Origin of the sequence: Acinetobacter lwoffii (assembly GCF_022809915.1) — a bacterium.
GTDB classification, from domain to species: Bacteria; Pseudomonadota; Gammaproteobacteria; order Pseudomonadales; family Moraxellaceae; genus Acinetobacter; species Acinetobacter lwoffii_M.
This window is the reverse complement of the sequence record NZ_JALGQY010000041.1, coordinates 1-21048: the sequence shown is the minus strand read 5'-3', so window position 1 is coordinate 21048 and position 21048 is coordinate 1. Positions and strand designations below refer to the sequence as shown.

Genomic DNA, 21048 nt, shown 5'->3' with positions numbered 1-21048 from the left:
AAATAAGGTAGCTTAACTAGAGCAGAGTATCACTTATAAATAAGCTTTTAGTTGTTCAAACATGTGGGACCACCTCTAAACCCTTGAAAAAAATGGTATTGACTCCTTACATACCATGATCGAAGGATTATTTGATCCTAAACGATTAGTTGATGTTATTCGAAACTTTATTTATTTCCCTGATACGACTAAGCGAGACGATAAGATCGTTTGTCGCTATCCTCAGTATTATGCAGCCAATAAGCTATTTGAAAATATTAAGAAACATCGTAAGCCATTAGGTGATGGTAAAGGTGGTACTTATTTTGGCGCAACTGGATGCGGCAAAAGCTTCACAATGCTCTTTCTATCACGTTTGATTATGAAAAGTGTTGAGTTTGAAAGCCCAACTATTGTAGTTATTACCGATCGTACAGACTTAGATGATCAACTTTCTGCTCAGTTTACTAATGCAAAAGGCTTTATTGGTGATGAAACAATCATAAGCGTGGAAAGCAGACAGCATCTTAGAGAGCTACTCCAAGGCCGCAAAAGTGGTGGGGTGTTCTTAACGACTATTCATAAATTCACAGAAGATATTGAGTTATTAACTGAGCGTACAAATGTTATTTGTATCTCAGATGAAGCCCATCGTAGTCAAATCAATTTAGATCAAAAAATTCGTGTAACTGATGATGGTGTGAAGAAAACATACGGATTTGCTAAGTACCTGCATGATTCTTTGCCTAACGCAACGTACGTTGGTTTTACAGGCACACCTGTTGATGCTACTTTGGACGTATTTGGTGATGTAGTTGATTCTTATACGATGAATGAATCAGTACAAGATGAGATTACAGTACGACTTGTCTATGAGGGTCGTGCGGCGAAAGTATTGCTAGACAACAAAAAACTTCAAGAAATTGAAGACTACTACAAAAAGTGTCAAGAAAATGATGGTGCTTCAACTTATGCCGTTGAAGAAAGCAAGAAAGCTATGGCAAATATGCGGTTAATTTTGGGTAATCCAGACCGAATTAAAGCTATCGCCGAAGACTTCGTAAATCATTATGAAACCCGTGTGAGTGAAGGCTCTACAATCATGGGTAAAGCAATGTTTGTTTGTGCATCTCGACAAATTGCTTTTAGTTTATATAAAGAAATAATTACGCTTCGACCTGAATGGGCTGAATTCAAAGAAGCTGACGATGGTATCGCTTTAACTGAGCAAGAAAGAAAAGAAATCAAGCCAAATGCGAAAATCAAGCTAATTGCTACAAGACATAAAGATGATGAAAAAGAACTTTATGATCTGTGTGGAACTAAAGATGATCGCAAAGAACATGACCGACAATTTAAGAATCCAAAGTCCAACTTCAAAATTGCAATTGTTGTCGATATGTGGCTGACAGGATTTGATGTTCCATTCCTAGACACCATTTATGTTGATAAACCGATTCAACAACATAACTTAATTCAAACGATTTCTCGTGTAAATCGTAAGTTTGAAAGTAAAGAGAAAGGTTTGGTTGTCGATTACATTGGTATTAAAAACCAAATGAAGTTGGCTTTAGCTCATTACAATAAATCTGATGCAAAAAACTTTGAAGATATTGAACAATCCATCATTGTTGTCAAAGATCATCTAGAATTATTGAAGGATCTATTTAATAAATTTGATACCTTCCCTTATTTCTCAGGAGAGCCTTTAAAACAGCTTCAGTGCTTAAATAAGGCATCTGAGTATGTTCAGCTTACTAAAGAGCTAGAACATCGTTTTATGCAGCTTGTGAAGCGTTTAAAGGCAGCGTATGACGTTTGCAATGGCTCAGAAAAGATTTGTCAGGATGAACGAGATATCATTCACTTCTATTTAGCTGTACGTTCTATCGTCTTTAAGTTAACGAGGGGTGATGCCCCTGATACTGCTCAAATGAATCTTCAAGTACAGAAAATGATTGCTGATGCATTAGAGGCTGACGGAGTGGACGATATTCTCAAGATTGGTGAAGGTGAATCTACTGAGGTCGATATTTTTGGAGATGATTATCTAGCCCAACTTGAAAAAATTAAGCTCCCTAACACCAAGATTAAACTGTTGCAAAAATTATTAGCTAAAGCTATTGGCAAATTCAAACAGGTAAACAGAACTAAATCTATTGATTTCTCCAAACGCTTTAAAGCTTTGGTTGATAGCTATAACGAACGTAAAGAAGACAGTATTTTAGTCAGCGGCGTTCTTGAAGACTTTTCAAATGAAATTATGAATTTACTGCAAGATTTAAAACAAGAGATGGGCTCATTTGCTGATCTTGGTATTGGCATTGAAGAGAAAGCATTCTATGACATTCTTCAATCTTTGGCGGTGAAATATGACTTCACTTACCCTGAAGATCAGCTATTAGATTTAGCTAAAGCGGTTAAAGCCGTAGTAGATGATAAGGCTAGCTACCCTGACTGGAGTGATCGAGAAGATATTCGAGCCGAACTAAAAGTGGATCTGATTGTATTGCTTGCTGAATATGGCTATCCACCAATTGATCATGATGAAGTGTATAAAGAAATCTTCGAACAAGCGGAAAACTTTAAGAAATATGCCAGTCTTTAATTAATAAACAATATGGGGTAAGGATATGACACAAGAATTAGATATAGAAAAAGAATTGGCTGAAATACTGAGTGAATCAATTTCTGCCCCATTTTTGTTTATTGGTTCAGGCTTTTCTAGGCGTTACCTAGACCTCCCAGATTGGAAAGGTTTATTAACTAAATTTTCCACTTCAATGCCATTTGATAGCTATTTGGGCACATCAGGTAATGACTATCCAAGTGCAGCTTTAGCATTAGCAGGAGATTTCGCTGCTGAATGGTGGAAATCAAATAAAGATAAACCTGAAATTTACCAATCTAAAAATTGGATTCATGCTATCGAAACACCTCTCAAATATGAAATTAGTCAATATTTGAACAATGTCGAAATTGAATCAAAAATTAGCGATAATCCTGAGTTAAAAGAATTGTTAAGCTCAGAAGTAGTCATTGATGGAATTATCACAACAAATTGGGATAGGTTGCTTGAAACTATTTTTCCAAAATTAAATGTATATGTGGGTCAATCAGACTTATTTTTCAGAAATCCTCAATCTATTGGAGAAATTTTTAAAATACATGGGTGTTGTAGTAATTTTTCAAGCTTAGTACTGACAAAAAACGATTATGAAAATTTTAATAGTAAAAATGCATATTTAGCAGCAAAACTACTATCTATATTCTTAGAAAATCCTGTCATATTTATAGGTTATTCTATTACTGATACCAATATTACTGACTTGTTAGGTTTAATTGCAGACATGATGGAATCTCAGGAGCAATTAGAAAGATTGGCAAAGAATCTGATTTTTGTTACTAGACCTGATGATGAAAAAGACCAATTAGAATCTGTACTAATGACGGTTGGTTCAAAAAAATTATATTTCACCCATATTCGGACTCATGACTATTCTAAAATTTATAAAGCTCTACAACATTCAGAAAGGAAAATTCCAGTTCACTTATTACGTGCTTTAAAAGAGCAAATTTACAATATTGTAAAGACTACTGAAGATGCGGACAGACGTATTGCCGTAAAAGATTTCGATGAAGCAACTGCTGAAAATTCAGAACTAGAATTCGTAGTCGGTGTTGGGGTTGCTCAAAATGAATCAGGTGAACGCATTGGATTAAATGGTGTGAATAGTTGGGATATCCTAAAAGATATTATCTTAGATCATTTACCTTTTAGCGATTCTGATATTTTAACTCAAGTGCTTCCAGAACTTTCTAAGCAGAATAGAACTTATTTGCCTGTCCAAAAATACAGCAAGGCAAATCCAACATACAAAACACAGACGAATATTCAATCAACGCTGAAAGAACTTTTAGGCTTTGACATTGAGCACTATAAAAAGAAAATACCAACATCTGTAACAAGACAATTTGATAAATCATGGACATTTGAAGACATAATAGCCTTGGAAAAAGTCGGTGAATCTGAATGCTCCTTAAATAAGAGAATCGACTTTTTGGCACTATGGCTAATAAATAATCCAACTCAACAGAATTGTTATTTATTAAAACAAAGCTACCTTTCTACTGAATTCGATAATTTAAAGTCTAAAGGAGATGCTTCTACTTTTAGACGATTGATATGTATTTTAGATCAAATTGAGAACAAAATTTTATGATTTTGATACTCTATTAGAACCCTTAACAGGCTTCTAATAGAGTGTTAATTGCTTTAATTTCACATTCCAAAAGTGACATTTCTTTTTGTTTTTTAACGATAAATTTCATAATAGTCTCTGAGAGTATTGGGAACTTATCAAGATACAACTCGTAAATATGTAATTCGTTACGAAGGTGATCAATACTTTTCAAAACTTTATCATATTCGACTAGCAACTTGCTTTTAACGTGATCTGAGTCATTTGATTTTCTAAAATTTTGTAATTCGGATCGAGTATAGTTAGAGGAATACTTATATGTACAAGTAGATGTGTCAGCTAATATTAAATCTACGGAAACAAGCTCCCTAATAAATTGATAAATTTTTGCATAATATCTTTTTGAGCTAAATTCAGGGTAAAAAAAGATAAAGAGTCCTCTTAAGTCTTTGAACTCATAATCAGAAAATGTTCTATCTGACAAAAAATCAAACAAACAGTTTTTTAGCTGATGATTTGTAGACATATAGATATACCGATTAAACAATTGAATAAGAAAATATCCTATTTTGGGATATTCTCATTAATAGTACAACATCTTGAGCTATGAGCTCAATACATGACCCTCGATACAAAAATTTGATCAAAGAATTAATCAAAATACGTGAGTTGAAAAATATAACTCAGGTAGAACTTGCTACATCTTTAAAAAAGCCACAGTCATACATAGCTAAAGTTGAAAACTTGGACAGACGAATTGATGTATTAGAACTACATGATTGGTTATCGGCGTTAGATGAACCTATTGATGAGTTTTTAGCATGCTGTTTTGAGCGTTAAGAATTTTAAGTGGTAGGTTTTAAAGTGAAATAAGTAGTCTACTCATAATTATAATGGATGGATTGAAATTACTCATTTCCAAGCAATTTTTTATATTCACGAATCTCAGATTGTAAACTCGCAACAGTAGATTTAAGATTATTAATCTGTTTTTCCTGTATTTTCTTCTGAAATTCAAGACTCATTATAACTGACATAAATTTCTCTATTCGCTCTTTATCTAGTTTACTTAGAACTTCCGTTGGCTCATTAATTTTTTTAGTAGTTTTAAATTTTTTACTCAGTTTCTTTTGATTGTTTATTGCTTTTTGTTGAGCAATAAGTGCTTGTAAGTATTGAGCAGATTTAGGGTAGGTATTATAGATAGATGCACGATTGATACCTAATAAATCAGCTACTTTAGAGGTAGTGATCTTTTCTTTAGATTCTAAAAGATATACTCCTACTTTATTAATTAAATTTTCATCAATATCTAATGATCTAAGTTCATCAATTGAATTAAGCCCTAAGTAACTTACCAAGCCATCAGTCACAGCGTTAATATCTTGCTTCATTTAAACAACCTCAATCTGATTAATATTAATTTTTTTAGCATTAAGAGTATCAATAATTTCAATCAACTGTTTCTCTTTATGTTCTAAATTAGAAATAAAATTTAAATATTTATTTCTATGTGAATCAGAAATTTTATTCATTTTGATTAATTTGGAACGAATATCTTCTAATAATCCATTCCAATAAGGCAAGTTTATATTTGTAGTAATGTATCCATGACAGTTGATACAACTTAAAGGCTCAGCAACAGATTTAAGCGAGCAATCAGAACCATTCATACAAAAGCCATGTGGTAAAAAATTAATAGAATCTTTATTAATAGCTAGATAGGTGTTTATTTGCTCAAAATTCTTATGCTCAAGTGGATCAGATAAAATATTGTACTTGAAATCTTTAAGTTTTAAAGAATTTAAGATGAATTTAACACCTCCACCAACACTCTGTTGTTTCGCAATAGAGTCAGAGAAGCGCATCAATGACTTAATTTTAATTGTTTCATCAAGGGATTGTGATTGTGATATTAACTCAGAATATATAGCGCGTTTCGAGTAAATGTAAGTCATGGAGCTTGATATGTGTTTAAATTGATGCTTAATTTCGCTTATTGTACAAAGATTATTAGAAATCATAAAATAAGCAAATGTGTGGCGAAATTGATGCGGTGAGAAATTAAAAAAATCACCCACATTATATTTTGACATATAATTAATAGAGTTCTTTGACATAGATTTATAATTACAGTTAAGAAAATCAAGTTGATCTATATCATGCTGATCTAGAGCAATTTTGAATACAGAGTGATTTTTATTCATGTTTGATTTTTTTATATAACCCAAATTATCAAATTTGCAAATATCTAATGAATAGTTGAAGGTAAACATTTTATCATCTGATAAATTGGTTTTAAGATGAGTGATATAATCTTCACTAAAACGTGGGTCTTCTGTATCAATAATGGCTTGTACTCTAAGCTTAACTCCTTTATTTAAATCCTTTAAAATTTTCAGCATATCGTTACAAAACTCAGAACTCACCCAAGATAACTCTAGCCGATTTTCAACCGTTTTACTTAAAGAAGATTCCACATAAAAGTTACCATCTTCCTCAAATGTACAATTATTTTTAAGATCCTTAACTTCATCCTTCCTCATACCAGTAAACAATAATGTATTAAAGATGACGACCTTTCTAAATTTAAGAAGGAATTGAACAAAATTACCACAGTTTAAAGAATCATGCTTTCTAATGGATAGATATTGTCCATTATTAACAGTATATATTCCTTTTTTAATATTACTTATTTCTTTTGTATTGTATTCTGACCACATGACAAACTTTGAATAAAATTCTTGTTTATATTTATTTATTTTATCGAATACTTTCAATAAGGCATGATCAGGAATGATAGGGAAGCTATTAGATGTATAAGTATGTATACTATTATTTTTATCAATAACTTCTTTGTCTGTATTAAGAACAAGAAATTCATAAGTTTGTTGTGTTATAAATTTATAATTTAAAAGTATTAGGCTTGAAATATCCAATTTATCTGCTTTAGAATCGTATGTGCTACGAAATCTATTAGAGATTTTTTGTAATTCAATAGCTTTAAATTTGTTTAGGTCATTAAATGAATATATATTTATTGTCATAAGGTACAATGCAAACCGCTTTAAAAACTTAGCATTTCCACACATTGAACTCCATTTTAATTTTTTATAATTTCTTTTTTGTCCTAAAAAAAGCATACCTAAGCAAATAGCTTTAATTTCATATTCAAATGATTCATTTAATAATGCGAAAGAAAATATTTCTGTTTGATCACGCATCACCCATCGTTTATCAACAAAGTGAATTGTGTGTAAATTATCTCTTCTATTTGGATTATTAAAGAGAATCATATTATATATATCACTTACTAAGGTATTGCTATATTTTTGAAATGATATGTCCCCCTCAGTATTGATAATAGATATAATATCAAGAATTTTATAAAGATCAGACATTTTATTACCTATAAGGAAAAATATTGATTAGGGTTGTAGTTTATTTCAGCTAATTTGTAGAGTTGAGGGTTATTACTATTCAATAAGCTCAATATATGATTAACTCTTATCTCAAACTGTTTAATAGCTTTAGCCGTTGTACTTTCAGGCTGATAAGAAGATGAATGAGATAACATTTGAGCGATGCAAATATTTTTAAAATCTAAAAGTTTGTGAATTTGTGATTCGTTATTTATGATGCTAAAGTTTTTGCAGAATAAGCAAGCCAAATAGTCCGAACAAATAGGCATAGAGTCAGGAGGACTATCTGAACAGTTTCCTAATGGTGTGAACTGAATTATATTATCATCTTCTACTTCTTTACTAACTGATTCAATATTTTTAATTTCAGGCTCAGCTAAATAAATATTATCTTTTCTTAAATAAATCTCTAAAGATTTTGTACCTTGAGAGAGTGTATCATTTATTTGAACTGTATTAATTTCTTCATAATGTCGTACAAATACATCAAAATCATGATGAACTAATTCACGATATACTGAGAATTTCTTTAATACAATTTTATAGATTTTATTACTAACAGTTTTACGCATCCGTTTTGAATCATAAGATACTTCACAGCCAACATCTTCAAGTAGCTCTCTAACTTTAAACCCAATGCTATCAGATGAAGCATTCTTTAATTCATTTTTTTTACTAAGAAAAACAAATAAATAGTCTGTTTTAAAGCTTTTGTTTTTTGCTAATTCAATAACTTTATTCCGCAGTACATCACGGATATACAAAAATAAATAGATTGTCTTATCCTCTGAATTTTTAAAATATGTATGAGTTTCAGTTTTACTACCAGCTCTTCTTTTGATAAAACTCAAATAATAGATATTGGAGTTTTTATTATCATTTCTAAAATGTTCTTTAGTATCTTTTAAAGTGCATAAAGTTGAGATATTCATTCCTGTTATTATTTGAATAAGACCAAAATAAGCTACTAGCAATTTGCTATAGTCACCTTTATTTTTTTTAATAGACTTAATTAAGTGATTTAATATTTGCATTAATTCATGTTCAGAATAACTCTTGGTGCTTGATTTTTGATTTGACAAAGACTGATTTAGGTACTGAGGAGATTCATCAAAATCCTTTAAATAAGGCTTATTTACGATTTCACAGAACCATTTTAGCGAACTATAATTATGTTGCTGTGTAACTATCTTAAATCTATTTTGCAACCTATCTTCATATAATTTATATTTAAGAGATTTAAAATGAATGCCGTTGTCTACAAATAATAAATTAATGCCGTGTTTATCCAGCGTTTCTTTATCAAAATAACGAATGAATAATTTTTTTAAATTCATTATATGAGTCCTAGCTGTAACTTCATTACTCTCTTTGTATTGTATTTTTTTAAGATAATCTATGAATAGATTGTGAAACTCTTTTGCAAACCTTTCAGACTTTTTATAAAGAGGCTCTAGACGAATGGTGTATGGATCACTATAAGTATTTTCAATGTATAAACATTTATGATCATGATTGAAATAATCAAAATCTTTTTCTGTTAAAATTTCAACAACAAATACAAAGTAATTAAATATTTTTGTAGATGAATAATTTCTTATTTTAGATAAAATCTTAAAATTATTATCAATTAAAGCAAGAAGTCCATTCTTTTTAAAATGGATTTCATCAGAAGGGTGCTTAATTAGATGATTATTTAAGGCAGTTGCAAATCTTGAAAATCTATTCAACTCAGTAAGATTAGTTATTTTTTTCTGAATTTTTTCATATTGTAATAGTGTTATAGGATTAAGCTTATAATATTTTGTAATATCATGTGGAACTCCTAGCATTTCAACTATAGTTTTTTCTCCATATAAAGAGTTTAAAGTAGCATTTTTCTTATTGTTCAACTCATTTTTTTTCTTAATATTGTCAGCAAGATTTTCTAAAGAATTTGAATTTTCAAATTCATTTGAATCAATTATAATTTTCCGTAAAGATTTAAAGTGTGTCTTTTGTGATGATGGGCTTTGACTTGTATATGAATTAGATAATAGGTCTATAAGTTCATTTGTTAATTTCTTATTGATGGTGTAAAGTTCTATACATCTAAATTCGTTATTACCTATTTTAAATGAAGAAGCTCGTATAATTTCGGTGTTTGCATAATGTGATAATAGTTTTAAGATAAAAGAAAATCGACCTTTATAAAAAGATGGTAGTTTGGAATGTAAATTCAACTCTAGATCAAGCAGATAGTCTTTATCATTAATCAACAAATCAATATCTCTATTGATTTCAGACTTAAGAATCTCCCCTAATTCTTCACATATTTTTTTGATGTAAAAGCAATATCGAATGATCGTTTTTTCTGCATTAAGAGTATGATCATATTCTTTAATATACTGCATCACATAATCATAAAAAGTCATCTAGAGTATCCTCACTTTGATTATCATCTGCAAGTTCAATCTCTTTCAAGGCATCTCTCATACCACTCTGATTAATCCAACTTATTCTTGCACTTCTTGTTTGTAAGTATCTCTTGGTCGTTTCAAATAAGTTATGACCTAATTCATCAGTTATAACGAACTCGATATGCTCCATTTTAATACCTTGTTTAAGTAAGCTCATAACACGTTCTACAGCATAGGTTGCTCGTAGATCATGAAAAGTCTTATCAAACATTATTCCTTTTTCTTCCAACTCATTTTTTACAGGATAAATAATGTTTGTTATGGTTTTTTCAGAGATTCTATTACCTCGATTATTTAAAAATAAAGGTGCTATATTGTGGTATCCATTTTTCAAATAGTATTTATGCAAAGCATTTTTTCTAAATTCACTGTTACGATATAGATTTAACTCTTTAAGTATTTCTTCTTTGAAATGTATCTCTCTTTTCTTTGCATTTTTGCCTGTTACTATATATAAGCCATCTTCGCAATCACATATATCTTCATTGATTCCTGCAATTTCTATTCTTCTTAGACCGTATACTTTTGCAAGTTTAATCCATAACTGCCTATTTTTATTCTGACAATAATCTGAATTAATAAGTTGTTCATATTCTTCGGGGGTATATGAACTCAAAGTTTTAAATTTCACTCCTTTATATTTTTTTGGGATTTTAATGCTTGATGAAATGACTTGAGTAGTTGGAGCTTTCTTTGAGGTGATTTTGTTTGCATTGTTATTTGTATAGTAACTCGTAGTGTAATCGAAAGGCAGACGACTAATAATATGACTATGTGCTGCCCATTCGTATAGCATCTTCACATCTTGTAAGTATGCGCTTGCAGATTCATAACTAATTGGCTTGTCATCAGACTTTATGCGATCTATGAGGTGGTTTTTAAATTGATTTATAGGGTCTTCATCATCAATATACGTTTCATCTTTCCAATCAACATTATTTTCAATTAGCCAAGTTAGAAATAGTCTTAATGATGTAATCAAACTTTTAATTCTAAGCTTTGTAATCTCACTTCCTGTTTTAGTTTTATTCGCTGAGAAATCATTAAAACGGAATTTTTCTATTAAGTATCAACTAAAAAGTAAACATGTATTCATTACCAAAACCCTTTGAAATCTGCCCAACCCAACGCTCTATTTGATCTGCCTTCATTACCTTAAAATCCCGCCAGTTATACTTCATCTGCTTCCAAACCATCTCAATTCTATTCAGCTCAGGACTATACGCAGGTAGAAAATACAAAGTCGTTGAATACTCTTGTACAAGAAGCTTGCGCCAATCTACCATCTGTTTGCTGCGATGAATCGAGGCATTGTCAACAATCAACACCAAAGGAACTTGATAGCTGCGTTTCACCTGTGCTGCTACACCCATCAAATAGGCATAAAACCAGCGACTGTTAACGGACTCCTGTAGGCAACTGGTGATCAGATGACCCGTTGACAGGAGACAACCCATCACATTAACTCGCTTTAGTCTTACAGCGTCAACCGCATGAACATCGCCTATCTTTGTCCATGCATAACGGTTATCTGGCGTAGCCGAAAATCCTGTTTCGTCGACATAGCCCAATACAATTTCACCACGTGCCGCTTGCTCACGTAATGCTTCAATTTGCTGTTGCGCTTGTCCAAATGCGGTCGGGTCTCTTTTTTTTCAAGCTGTGGCGGGTGCGTTTGAAGACCATGCCTGAATCTCGCAAAAACTTGCGAATAGTTTCAACAGACACGGACACACCGTATTTTTCATACAGTTTGACTCGGATTTGTTCTGCATTGAGTGGGCTTGTGTTGACCCACTCTAAGATTTGAGCCTGATAGTTTGATGTCAGTGTATTGGGACGGCCTGAGCGATGACCTTCTTGAATCGATTCAAACTGATGTAGCTCCCAATGTCGGCGTTGTAGCCTTATGGTTTCTGGGATACGCTCTTGTAACGCAGCAACTTCGGCAACAGTTTTACCTTCGGAAAGCCAGAGAATAGTTTGGGCACGTTGTCTTTCACGCCAATGTGCTGCATGCTTGGTCAGGAGAATTAGTTGTGCACGCTGTTCTAAGCTGAGTGGGACGGTAACAATCCGTGGCATGTGCAAACATCGTTTAACCAAAAATGTCTTTTCGCATGTTTAGTTATTTTTGTCAACTTAAGAATAAATTGAACTCAATGCTTGTTTCAATATCATCTAAATTAATTAGTTGAGGGAAGTTTGAATATTCTTCTGTTGCCGTATTTTGCTCTGATGAGATTTCTATATCGCAAGTATTTTTAATTTCATACTCACAACTTTTTAAAAAAATATCTAATGAAATTACGGCAGTTTTCATGACTAACAATATACTGTTAATGTGTTAAATCCATTTTAGTATATATTTTAGGAATGTCAAATTGAAAGTGTTATTCTATTTTGTTAATTAATCTATTAAATTATTGTATTTTATATCTATTCATTAAGATTGCTGGTTTATTGTTGTTAACATTTTTTACTATTTCGATATGACATTTCTGTTAACAGGTTGAATATGACATTATCACTTTTTCTCCACCCCAACCGGTACGCACAAAGGAAATTTCCTTGCTTGAACGACGGTATAAGCGTGCAATGATGAGACCGAAGGTCACCAGTGCCACAAAAATAATTCCCGCAATAATTAAAATATTATATAAATCAAATGTTAACATTGTTGTAAAGTCTCAATTGAGTGCTAGCTAAATAAAATTAAAGTGCAATGGCTTGAAAGCCGTTCTTGGTTTTGTGGGTTAGAACTACATTCTGACCTTGATTTAGAATTTGATTGTTTTCTGGTTCAACCAGCACATAATGGGTCTGGCCATGTTGATCCCGGACTTTGGCTTGTGCGGGAGAATTCACTTTGGCATCTCCCAGAATAATGGTCGCGGTACGTCCGATGAGTTCATCACTGTAAATCGCGGAAGTTTCATCTTGGGGCAGGAGCTTACTGGCGGCCATGGCAAGAAAGCGCACCACAGGCATACACAGAAACAGGCAGGCCGGAGAAATCAGCCAAACATTAAACAGCTGGCTGGTCAGGCGCTCAAATATGCCCTGAATCAATAAACCGCTTAACCCATAACTGGTCAGAAAAATGATTAGCCAGATAAATAAAGGCAGACGCCCCAGATATAACCAGTCAAATACTTTGCTGAAAACACCCGGAGACTGATCCGGGCTTATTTCTGGTTGCAGGGGATCTTCAGGTAAAAACTGTTCAAAGATATGCTGAGAGCCGCCGCCAAGCAGCAATAGAATACATTCTAGTGCTGCAAACATCAGCATTAGGCTCAGGCTAATACTAAATACGATATTGGATGGATGCGTAAACAGTTCCCACATTTTTTTATCTCTATAATTATGTTTTTAGGAAAAGTATCTGAAAGTTTCTATTGATATAACGATAACAGTAATTGTTGATTTTGTATGCAAAAAAATAACAAAAAACCTTATAAACAAGGATTGAATATATTGATTATTTAATAATTATTAAACTATTAAAATTAATAATAAACTATAAGTTAAATGGATGTTTGAGCAAGTGATGTCATAGCGGCAATAGGAATTCTGAATAGCATGGCATTCTGTGTATGCTTGCCTGAGAAAGATATAGAGATACATCGACCTGAGTATCTCCAAATTTTTCTATTCAAGTCTAAAGCAGGGCAGTCTGAATCCGGACTTTCATATCTAAAGTCTGTTGCAGAATATAGTGTTGCATCCATTTGACCTGTTCGCCCATAGGATTGACCTTGACTGCAGTATTCAGGAAGTCGAGATTAGGCTGCTTGAAGAGCTGCTGTTGCAAGGTTTGCTCCAAAATCTGACTGTTGGTTGTCAAAGGTAATGCCACCAGATAGAACGCTTTAGGATAATTATAAAAGGCATATAATAAGTTAAAGGCTTTTTGATCACCTTTGAGGTTGCCAGCACCGATTTCGTAAGCTGCGTTCTGGTTGCTATAAGTAACGCCGATTAGAAATTCCCAATGACCTTCTTGCAAACGTAGACCAAACTGTAATCCGATTTGATCCGCGGTCAGCTCGTGTTGCAGATAGATATTTAAAGGCTTGCCATCATCACTGAAAGGTTCTTGCAAGACCAAAATATTTTGCTGGTGCTGATAAATATAACTAGCAAGCTGGGCCTGTTCCAGACGGGTTTTTACAGTGGCAAGATCAAAAGCGCTATAGGGCATAAACGAAGTATATCAATAGGGAGAATTGAGTCTTACTCTAGTAATTTTTTAACTATTTGAGAACCACTACTTTAGATTATTTTCCTAGGATTTTATTGGCTTAGCGACAGGGTAATATATAGCTATACCACACAATATCCTCGCTTGAATTGGGCAAATTATTGATTCATAAAAACTGATATTCATTATTGATGAATTTTTATATGAGCTTTTGATATATCAATATCATAAAACAAGCAATGGATAGGATAAGTAAATCACTATAATGAATATAAATTTTCAAAAGTGTCATAAGTACACGTTTTTCTAAGCTGGTGTTGTCCATGTCGTTAAATGAGGAAAGACTTACTCATCTCAAACAGCTTGAAGCTGAGAGTATTCATATCATCCGCGAAGTTGCTGCCGAGTTTGAAAATCCGGTCATGCTGTATTCGATTGGTAAAGATTCAGCGGTCATGCTGCATCTTGCGCTAAAAGCGTTCTACCCAGCAAAACTTCCATTTCCATTATTACATGTCGATACAGGCTGGAAGTTTAAAGACATGATCACTTTCCGGGACAATATGGCGAAAACCCATGGTTTCGATTTGATCGTGCATCAGAATAAAGAAGGGGTTGAGGCAGGTATTAACCCGTTCGACCACGGTAGTTCTAAATATACCGACATCATGAAAACTCAGGGCTTAAAACAGGCCCTGGATAAATACGGTTTTGATGCTGCTTTTGGTGGCGCGCGCCGTGATGAAGAAAAATCACGTGCCAAGGAACGTGTTTATTCATTCCGTGATTCGAAACATCGTTGGGATCCGAAAAACCAGCGTCCAGAACTTTGGAATCTTTACAACGGTAAAGTGAACAAGGGCGAAAGTATTCGTGTATTCCCATTATCTAACTGGACTGAGCTGGATATCTGGCAATACATCTATTTGGAAAGTATTCCATTAGTACCACTTTATTTGGCTGCAGAACGTCCTGTGGTTGAACGTAGTGGCACACTTATTATGGTTGATGATGAACGTATGCCTTTAAAAGAAGGTGAAGTTCCACAAATGAAATCGGTACGTTTCCGTACTTTGGGTTGTTATCCATTAACAGGTGCTGTGGAATCTACAGCCAATACCTTGCCGGAAATTATTCAGGAAATGTTACTGGCAACCAGTTCTGAGCGTCAAGGTCGTATGATTGACCATGATGAAGCAGGCTCGATGGAGAAGAAGAAGCAGGAAGGCTACTTCTAGAATCTCTCCCGACCTCTTTTTAAAAAGAGAGGAGATTTCCCCCTTTATAAAGGGGGATACAGGGGGATTCAAAAACCGATTTCTAAAGAATATGTGGAGCTTTGAGCGATGTCTCATCAATCTGATTTAATCAGCCAAGATATCTTGGGCTATCTGAAACAACATGAAAATAAAGACCTGTTGCGTTTCCTGACTTGCGGTAACGTGGACGATGGTAAATCAACGTTGATTGGTCGTCTGCTGTACGATTCAAAATTGATTTATGAAGATCAATTACAGGCTGTGACCCGTGACTCGAAAAAAGTCGGTACGACAGGTGATGCACCTGACTTGGCACTTCTGGTCGATGGTTTACAAGCAGAGCGTGAGCAAGGCATTACCATTGATGTGGCATATCGTTATTTCTCGACAGAAAAACGTAAATTCATCATCGCGGACACGCCGGGACATGAACAGTACACCCGTAACATGGCGACAGGTGCGTCGACGTGTGACCTTGCGATCATTTTGATTGATGCGCGTTATGGCGTGCAAACCCAGACGCGTCGTCATACCTTTATTGCGAGTTTGCTCGGGATCAAGAACATCATTGTTGCAATCAATAAGATGGACTTGGTGGAATTCTCTGAAACGCGTTTCAATGAAATCCAGGCTGAATATGCGGCATTCGTTGCACAATTGGGCGACCGTAAACCAAGCAATATCATCTTTACGCCTATTTCTGCATTGAATGGCGATAACGTGGTGAACAAGTCAGCCAATACGCCATGGTACACTGGTGAAACGCTGATGGGTACACTTGAATCGGTGGAAATTAACCGTAGTTCAGCGAAGCAGGATTTCCGTTTCCCTGTGCAATACGTGAACCGTCCAAACCTCGACTTCCGTGGTTTCTGCGGTACGATCGCACTTGGCGATATCAATGTTGGCGATACCGTAACAGCATTACCTTCTGGTAAATCATCGACTGTCAAAGAAATTGTCACTTTTGATGGCAATCTTGAGCATGCAGTTGCAGGTCAGGCAGTGACTTTAACGCTTAACGATGAAATTGATATTTCACGTGGTAACGTGTTAATTCGTGCGGATCAAGCTGTTCCAAATATTTCCCGTTCAGTTCAAGCGACTGTTGTGTGGATGGCAGATCAACCACTTGTACTGGGTAAGCTGTACAACATCAAGATTGGTACGCAAACCGTTCCGGCAAAAGTAACGGCAATTCATTACCGTACCAACGTTAACACATTGGAAAAAGTTCAGGTGGATAAGCTTGAGCTGAATGCTATTGCCAATGTGACTGTTGAATTTGATGCACCAGTGGTCTTTGACCGTTATCAAGACAGCCGTTTCACCGGTTCGTTTATCTTCATCGATCGTTTGAATAACGTGACGATTGGTGCGGGTATGGTGGAAGAATCAGTTGAATGGTCTGCACACGATGAGCCTGTCACTGCAGAAGCACGTGCGGCACGTTTGGGTCAAAAACCTGCTGCGGTGACTGTAACTGCTAAAGCTTTAGAAAATGCTCAGGCGCTAGAAAGCTTGCTGATTCAGCAAGGGATCGTTGCTATTGCTAAAGCAGGTTTGAATGCGGAGCAGGTTGCACTGGTTCGTGAAACTGGTGTGGTTGTGATTACCGATGCTGCAGGTACAGACACGACTTTAACTGCTGAAGCAGTTGAAGAGCTTGCTGAGAAGATTGTGGAATTGGTTCGTCTATAAGACTGGGCTGATTTGAAGAAACCCGCTGAAAAGCGGGTTTTTTATTGCCTAAATTTTGATTGCATGAAAATCATTCGATTAGTCAAAATGTGATCTTTCAATTTACTAGTCAATTAATACAATACTCCCTAGATTTGGGGAATATATGAAAAAATTAATATTGCTGGCTGGCTTGTGTATGGCTTTTGGAGCTGAAGCCAAACAGAGCAGCCAAAGCGTTGAAGCAATCAAGCAAAAAATAATCCAGCAGTCGATTGAGAATTATCCGGGAAATTGTCCGTGTCCTTACAATACTGCAAGTAATGGTAGTCGTTGTGGTAAGCGTAGTGCTTATAATCGTGCAGGCGGATATGCGCCGCTGTGTTATCCGGAAGATGTGAGTGATCGAATGGTAAAGGAATATAAAGGGCGTAGTTAATTAAAGGCTCCGTATTTAGATAGTGAGCTAAAAGAAATATTTTTGTTAGATTTGGCTTTACATGGGTAATTATTCATAAGAATCATTGAGGACTAAGGCCAGAATTGCTTTCATTTCGGTTAAACTTTTCACGCCTGCAATCCTTTTAATAATTTCTCCATTTCTAAAAATAAGCGTAGAAGGCAAACCATAGGCATTATAGCGCAAGGTTAAAATCGGAGACTGATCCACATTGATCTTGCCAAATTTAACTTCAGGATTTACCTCAGCATAGTATGTCGCCAGTTCGGCAAAGACCGGAAAATTCTGAACACAGGGCTTGCACCAGTCTGCATAAAAGCGAATCACGGCAAAACCTTCAAACCACTCAAAATCACTGTAATTGTTTTCGTTATATTCGATCACTTGGGTCATGGTTGGCCTATTATCAATTTCCTGAATAGTCCCCCGATTATACATAAGTCCGATGTAGCTTCATTCCTCATGCTAACTATGTTCAAATAAGTCCAAGATATATGAAATGCATAGATTAGGGAAAGAAATCATGTCGCAACAAACCATGCAGCAAGTCATTATTACAGAACCAGGTGGTGTCGATAAACTCGCTTATGAAACGGTGACTGTACCTGAACCTAAAGCAGATGAAGTTCTGGTGAGAGTTCATGCCTTTGGTATTAACCGTCCAGATATCCTGCAGCGTCAAGGCTTATATCCGATGCCGAAAGGGGTAACGCCAGTTCCTGGCCTGGAAGTGGCAGGTGAGGTGGTTGCGATTGGTAGTGATGTAAGTCAGTTTAAAGTTGGTGATCAAGTCTGTGGTTTGACCAATGGTGGCGGTTATGCTGAATATTGCGTCATACCTGAAAGCCAGACCTTGAATATTTCTGAAGGCGTAAGTTTTGTACAGGCAGCGGCCATTCCTGAAACTTTCTTTACTGTATGGGCGAACGTGTTCCAGATGGGTAAGGCCAAAGCAGGGGAAACTGTACTGGTACATGGTGGAACGAGCGGGATTGGTACGACTGCTTTAATGTTGTGTAAATCACTCGGAATCAAAACTTTTGCAACTGTCGGTTCAGATGAAAAAGTTGCGGCTATTTCTGATTTAACCACGGCTATTAATTATAAAACTCAGGACTTTGAGCAAGTTATTAATGAAGCCACTGACAATGGTGGTGTCGATGTCATTTTAGATATGGTCGGTGCACCATATTTAGAGCGTAATTTGAATTTGTTGCGCCGTGATGGACGTCTGGTCTATATCGCTTTCTTGGGTGGTGCCAAGGCCAAAGAAGTCAAACTGGGTCAAATCATGATGAAACGTCTGACCATTACCGGTTCGACTATGCGTGCACGCAGCACGGCTGAAAAAGCGGAAATTGCACAAGGCCTGAAAGAGCAGATTGCACCATTGTGGGCAAAAGGCGAATGTCTCCCGATGATCTATAAAACGTTTAAGTTCGATCAGATTCAGGATGCCCATGCCACAATGGATACTGGAGAGCATGTGGGTAAAGTTGTAGTTGAAATTATTTAATACGAGATAAGTGATTCAAAAAAAGCCAGTAATTTTACTGGCTTTTTTTAATTTTAAGTAAAATATTATTACAAATAAATATATAAAATCTTGAATAAAAATTAAAAAATGTTAACTGTTCGACACAACCTGTCAATTATGACACGTAAATTGCATGTATAGATAATTCCGACCAAATGGTTAAACATTCAAATGAATGTGAGAGGGAAAATAAGATGAAAATTATTTCAACAGCATATAGTTCAAAACATAGTTTAAGAGCATTACGACGTATTCATAAAATGATTATTCGCGGAACCATCAGCTGGGCAGAGTTGCATAAAATGTATCGGGCGATGCTGCATCTGGAGCGTTATATAGAAAGATTAACAATACAAAATCGTCATTCAAGCAAGAAAGCATCCAGAAAATCCAAATAAGATCTTGTATTTTTAGGGTGAATAAAGGGTCAAGATCTGATCTCAAAAAATATCTTAGACTTTGTCCTAATATTATTCACTGATCGGCATTCAGTATAATCATTCAACATCTAGCGATAAATAAGTACATGAGAATGTATTAAGTGGGGATTTATGAAGCGCCCAGCTTCAACACATGAGCGTGTTGCAGAGCGTTTAGCCAGAATTTTGACCAAATTAAACGTCGGATATCAACTTCGGGCTGCAGAGCTAGCTGCAGAATTTCAAGTCAGCACCCGTACCATTGAGCGTGATTTTGATCGTCTAGGCTCTTACTTACCCTTACTTCAAGATGAACAGAAACGATATTATCTGGAACCCTCTTATTTAGGGCGCTTTAAATTGCAGGATATCCAGACCTTTGCCCAGCTTTCGGGGATCAGTGAGCTGTATCCGGCGCTGGATATGTCTTTTATGCGTGAATTGCTGGATGAGCGGGCAAATCAGGTATTTTCGGCAAAAGGCTATTATTTTGAAGATGCCAAACAGTTTGCCGAGCATTTCAAGTTGCTTGCAAGCGCAATCTATAAACGTCAGCAGGTTGAGTTGCAATATTCAGATCAATTGCGAATCATTAAGCCTTATCGCTTGATTCACCATCATGGTATCTGGTATCTGGTGGGTGTAGATCAGGACAAGTTGCGCACCTATCGCTTAAGTCAGGTGCAACAACTCAAGCTGGTTTCTGAGGTGGAGAGCTTTGCGCATGATCCTGAAATACTGAAAATGCTGGTAGATGAAGACAGCATCTGGTTTGGGCAGCAAAAGCAGCAAGTCTTAATCAAGGTACAACCTGAAGTCGCGGTCTTTTTTAAAGAGCGCCGTTTATTTCCAGAACAGCAGATCGAGCAGGAAACTGGGACTGGAGAGTTAGTGATTAGTTGCCAGATTCATCACGAAATGCAGTTGTTGCCTTTGGTGCGTTACTGGTTACCTTATGTGAAAATTATTGAGCCGATTCATTTCCAGCAAAAACTGGAACAGGATTTGCAAGGATATTTACGTTCTGCTGGATGATATTGAGGAAGCAGAGCAGGGGGCCTGATTAATGATGACGCTGTAAATAGGAATTTAATTTACTTATTTTTTGATTAACTAGGGTGTGTTGACACTTTTAGCTTAAAAAAATAGCGAAGTAGTAAAATCAAATCGCCAAACCCAATTTTACTATTCGCTATGCCTCGTACCATGCTGACAGATCAACACTGGCAAAAGTTGAAAGTTATTCTGCGTAATTTATCCATTCACCACAACTCAAATTTACGCAATTTTATTGAAGCTATTCTCTATAGAATTAGAACAGGCTGTCCGTGGCGAGATATTCCTTGTTGTTTTGGTCATTCAAACTCTATTTTCAAACGTTTTAATCGTTGGTCAAGCAGCGGTAAGTTACTTAGATTATTCAA

Annotated in this window: 21 protein-coding genes and 1 pseudogene; 10 read left to right on the top strand and 12 right to left on the bottom strand. The window is 35.2% G+C overall.

The features are described 5' to 3' along the window. The first annotated feature begins 115 nt into the window (after positions 1-115). The gene (locus MTX11_RS15020) at positions 116-2587 is read left to right on the top strand and encodes a type I restriction endonuclease subunit R (RefSeq protein ID WP_243475466.1); all 2472 of its coding nucleotides are present in this window, start codon (positions 116-118) and stop codon (positions 2585-2587) included. A 25-nt stretch (positions 2588-2612) separates the two neighbouring features. Then, a complete protein-coding gene (locus MTX11_RS15015) occupies positions 2613-4202 on the top strand; it encodes an SIR2 family protein (RefSeq protein ID WP_243475465.1) in 1590 nt (529 codons plus the stop codon). A gap of 22 nt (positions 4203-4224) precedes the next feature. Here the strand turns inward: MTX11_RS15015 and MTX11_RS15010 are convergent, their stop codons facing one another. Continuing rightward, complete coding sequence (locus tag MTX11_RS15010) at positions 4225-4707, bottom strand: hypothetical protein (RefSeq protein ID WP_243475464.1); 483 nt, start codon at positions 4705-4707, stop codon at positions 4225-4227. 80 nt (positions 4708-4787) lie between these two features. On the opposite strand from MTX11_RS15010, the gene MTX11_RS15005 reads away from it, so the two are divergent. Beyond that, positions 4788-5021 carry a helix-turn-helix domain-containing protein gene (locus MTX11_RS15005; RefSeq protein WP_243475463.1) on the top strand — a complete coding sequence of 78 codons (234 nt, stop codon included), beginning with the start codon at positions 4788-4790 and terminating at the stop codon, positions 5019-5021. A gap of 68 nt (positions 5022-5089) precedes the next feature. Here the strand turns inward: MTX11_RS15005 and MTX11_RS15000 are convergent, their stop codons facing one another. The 10 genes and pseudogenes from MTX11_RS15000 to MTX11_RS14955 all read right to left on the bottom strand — a co-directional run bounded on the left by MTX11_RS15000 (position 5090) and on the right by MTX11_RS14955 (position 14269). Further along, on the bottom strand, positions 5090-5575 hold the full coding sequence (locus tag MTX11_RS15000) for a hypothetical protein (RefSeq protein WP_243475462.1): 486 nt from the start codon (positions 5573-5575) through the stop codon (positions 5090-5092). Then, positions 5576-7582: a site-specific integrase gene (locus MTX11_RS14995; protein WP_243475461.1), complete on the bottom strand. Its 2007-nt coding sequence runs from the start codon at positions 7580-7582 to the stop codon at positions 5576-5578. Between the two features lie 8 nt (positions 7583-7590). Further along, entirely contained in the window at positions 7591-10017 is a 2427-nt protein-coding gene (locus tag MTX11_RS14990) for a hypothetical protein (protein WP_243475460.1), read from the bottom strand. Next, complete coding sequence (locus MTX11_RS14985) at positions 10004-11044, bottom strand: tyrosine-type recombinase/integrase (protein ID WP_243475459.1); 1041 nt, start codon at positions 11042-11044, stop codon at positions 10004-10006. The genes MTX11_RS14990 and MTX11_RS14985 overlap by 14 nt, the downstream gene beginning before the upstream one ends. A 91-nt stretch (positions 11045-11135) precedes the next feature. Then, entirely contained in the window at positions 11136-11675 is a 540-nt protein-coding gene (locus tag MTX11_RS14980) for an IS630 family transposase (protein ID WP_126038012.1), read from the bottom strand. Beyond that, positions 11671-12147, bottom strand: coding sequence for a helix-turn-helix domain-containing protein (locus MTX11_RS14975; protein ID WP_176536908.1), 477 nt, complete (start codon positions 12145-12147; stop codon positions 11671-11673). The genes MTX11_RS14980 and MTX11_RS14975 overlap by 5 nt, the downstream gene beginning before the upstream one ends. A gap of 52 nt (positions 12148-12199) precedes the next feature. Beyond that, positions 12200-12385 carry a hypothetical protein gene (locus MTX11_RS14970; protein ID WP_243475458.1) on the bottom strand — a complete coding sequence of 62 codons (186 nt, stop codon included), beginning with the start codon at positions 12383-12385 and terminating at the stop codon, positions 12200-12202. A gap of 199 nt (positions 12386-12584) precedes the next feature. Next, positions 12585-12740: pseudogene (locus MTX11_RS14965) on the bottom strand (band 7 protein); the annotation flags it as partial. Between the two features lie 37 nt (positions 12741-12777). Further along, positions 12778-13413, bottom strand: a complete 636-nt coding sequence (locus MTX11_RS14960) for a YqiJ family protein (RefSeq protein ID WP_004730256.1) — start codon at positions 13411-13413, stop codon at positions 12778-12780. Positions 13414-13726: 313 nt separating this feature from the next. Beyond that, a complete protein-coding gene (locus tag MTX11_RS14955; RefSeq protein ID WP_071850591.1) occupies positions 13727-14269 on the bottom strand; it encodes a hypothetical protein in 543 nt (180 codons plus the stop codon). Positions 14270-14592: 323 nt separating this feature from the next. Here MTX11_RS14955 and cysD point away from each other — a divergent pair, with 323 nt between their 5' ends. The 3 genes from cysD to MTX11_RS14940 all read left to right on the top strand — a co-directional run bounded on the left by cysD (position 14593) and on the right by MTX11_RS14940 (position 17647). After that, complete coding sequence (gene cysD, locus MTX11_RS14950) at positions 14593-15507, top strand: sulfate adenylyltransferase subunit CysD (protein WP_004730252.1); 915 nt, start codon at positions 14593-14595, stop codon at positions 15505-15507. 108 nt (positions 15508-15615) lie between these two features. After that, the gene (cysN, locus tag MTX11_RS14945; RefSeq protein ID WP_071850592.1) at positions 15616-17229 is read left to right on the top strand and encodes a sulfate adenylyltransferase subunit CysN; all 1614 of its coding nucleotides are present in this window, start codon (positions 15616-15618) and stop codon (positions 17227-17229) included. 145 nt (positions 17230-17374) lie between these two features. Beyond that, positions 17375-17647, top strand: a complete 273-nt coding sequence (locus MTX11_RS14940; RefSeq protein WP_222111986.1) for a hypothetical protein — start codon at positions 17375-17377, stop codon at positions 17645-17647. Positions 17648-17716: 69 nt separating this feature from the next. Here MTX11_RS14940 and MTX11_RS14935 read toward each other — a convergent pair whose 3' ends face one another. Then, positions 17717-18061, bottom strand: coding sequence for a thioredoxin family protein (locus tag MTX11_RS14935; protein WP_004646305.1), 345 nt, complete (start codon positions 18059-18061; stop codon positions 17717-17719). 130 nt (positions 18062-18191) lie between these two features. Here MTX11_RS14935 and MTX11_RS14930 point away from each other — a divergent pair, with 130 nt between their 5' ends. From MTX11_RS14930 to MTX11_RS14915, 4 genes are all read left to right on the top strand, one after another. After that, complete coding sequence (locus tag MTX11_RS14930; RefSeq protein ID WP_243475457.1) at positions 18192-19184, top strand: NAD(P)H-quinone oxidoreductase; 993 nt, start codon at positions 18192-18194, stop codon at positions 19182-19184. 215 nt (positions 19185-19399) lie between these two features. After that, positions 19400-19603: a hypothetical protein gene (locus MTX11_RS14925; RefSeq protein ID WP_243475456.1), complete on the top strand. Its 204-nt coding sequence runs from the start codon at positions 19400-19402 to the stop codon at positions 19601-19603. Between the two features lie 153 nt (positions 19604-19756). Continuing rightward, the gene (locus tag MTX11_RS14920) at positions 19757-20659 is read left to right on the top strand and encodes a helix-turn-helix transcriptional regulator (RefSeq protein WP_243475455.1); all 903 of its coding nucleotides are present in this window, start codon (positions 19757-19759) and stop codon (positions 20657-20659) included. A 159-nt stretch (positions 20660-20818) separates the two neighbouring features. Then, a partial coding sequence (locus MTX11_RS14915; RefSeq protein WP_243474662.1) for a transposase occupies positions 20819-21048 on the top strand: 230 nt, incomplete at its 3' end.

Coding starts and splice junctions, on each gene's coding strand:
- MTX11_RS14995 (WP_243475461.1), bottom strand. CDS start 7,582: ATGTCTGATCTTTATAAAATTCTTGATATTATATCTATTATCAATACT.
- MTX11_RS14975 (WP_176536908.1), bottom strand. CDS start 12,147: ATGCCACGGATTGTTACCGTCCCACTCAGCTTAGAACAGCGTGCACAA.
- MTX11_RS14940 (WP_222111986.1), top strand. CDS start 17,375: ATGAAAAAATTAATATTGCTGGCTGGCTTGTGTATGGCTTTTGGAGCT.
- MTX11_RS14925 (WP_243475456.1), top strand. CDS start 19,400: ATGAAAATTATTTCAACAGCATATAGTTCAAAACATAGTTTAAGAGCA.
- MTX11_RS15010 (WP_243475464.1), bottom strand. CDS start 4,707: ATGTCTACAAATCATCAGCTAAAAAACTGTTTGTTTGATTTTTTGTCA.
- MTX11_RS14955 (WP_071850591.1), bottom strand. CDS start 14,269: ATGCCCTATAGCGCTTTTGATCTTGCCACTGTAAAAACCCGTCTGGAA.
- MTX11_RS14960 (WP_004730256.1), bottom strand. CDS start 13,413: ATGTGGGAACTGTTTACGCATCCATCCAATATCGTATTTAGTATTAGC.
- MTX11_RS14990 (WP_243475460.1), bottom strand. CDS start 10,017: ATGACTTTTTATGATTATGTGATGCAGTATATTAAAGAATATGATCAT.
- MTX11_RS14920 (WP_243475455.1), top strand. CDS start 19,757: ATGAAGCGCCCAGCTTCAACACATGAGCGTGTTGCAGAGCGTTTAGCC.
- cysD (WP_004730252.1), top strand. CDS start 14,593: ATGTCGTTAAATGAGGAAAGACTTACTCATCTCAAACAGCTTGAAGCT.
- MTX11_RS15000 (WP_243475462.1), bottom strand. CDS start 5,575: ATGAAGCAAGATATTAACGCTGTGACTGATGGCTTGGTAAGTTACTTA.
- MTX11_RS14935 (WP_004646305.1), bottom strand. CDS start 18,061: ATGACCCAAGTGATCGAATATAACGAAAACAATTACAGTGATTTTGAG.
- MTX11_RS15005 (WP_243475463.1), top strand. CDS start 4,788: ATGAGCTCAATACATGACCCTCGATACAAAAATTTGATCAAAGAATTA.
- cysN (WP_071850592.1), top strand. CDS start 15,616: ATGTCTCATCAATCTGATTTAATCAGCCAAGATATCTTGGGCTATCTG.
- MTX11_RS15015 (WP_243475465.1), top strand. CDS start 2,613: ATGACACAAGAATTAGATATAGAAAAAGAATTGGCTGAAATACTGAGT.
- MTX11_RS14930 (WP_243475457.1), top strand. CDS start 18,192: ATGTCGCAACAAACCATGCAGCAAGTCATTATTACAGAACCAGGTGGT.
- MTX11_RS15020 (WP_243475466.1), top strand. CDS start 116: ATGATCGAAGGATTATTTGATCCTAAACGATTAGTTGATGTTATTCGA.
- MTX11_RS14970 (WP_243475458.1), bottom strand. CDS start 12,385: ATGAAAACTGCCGTAATTTCATTAGATATTTTTTTAAAAAGTTGTGAG.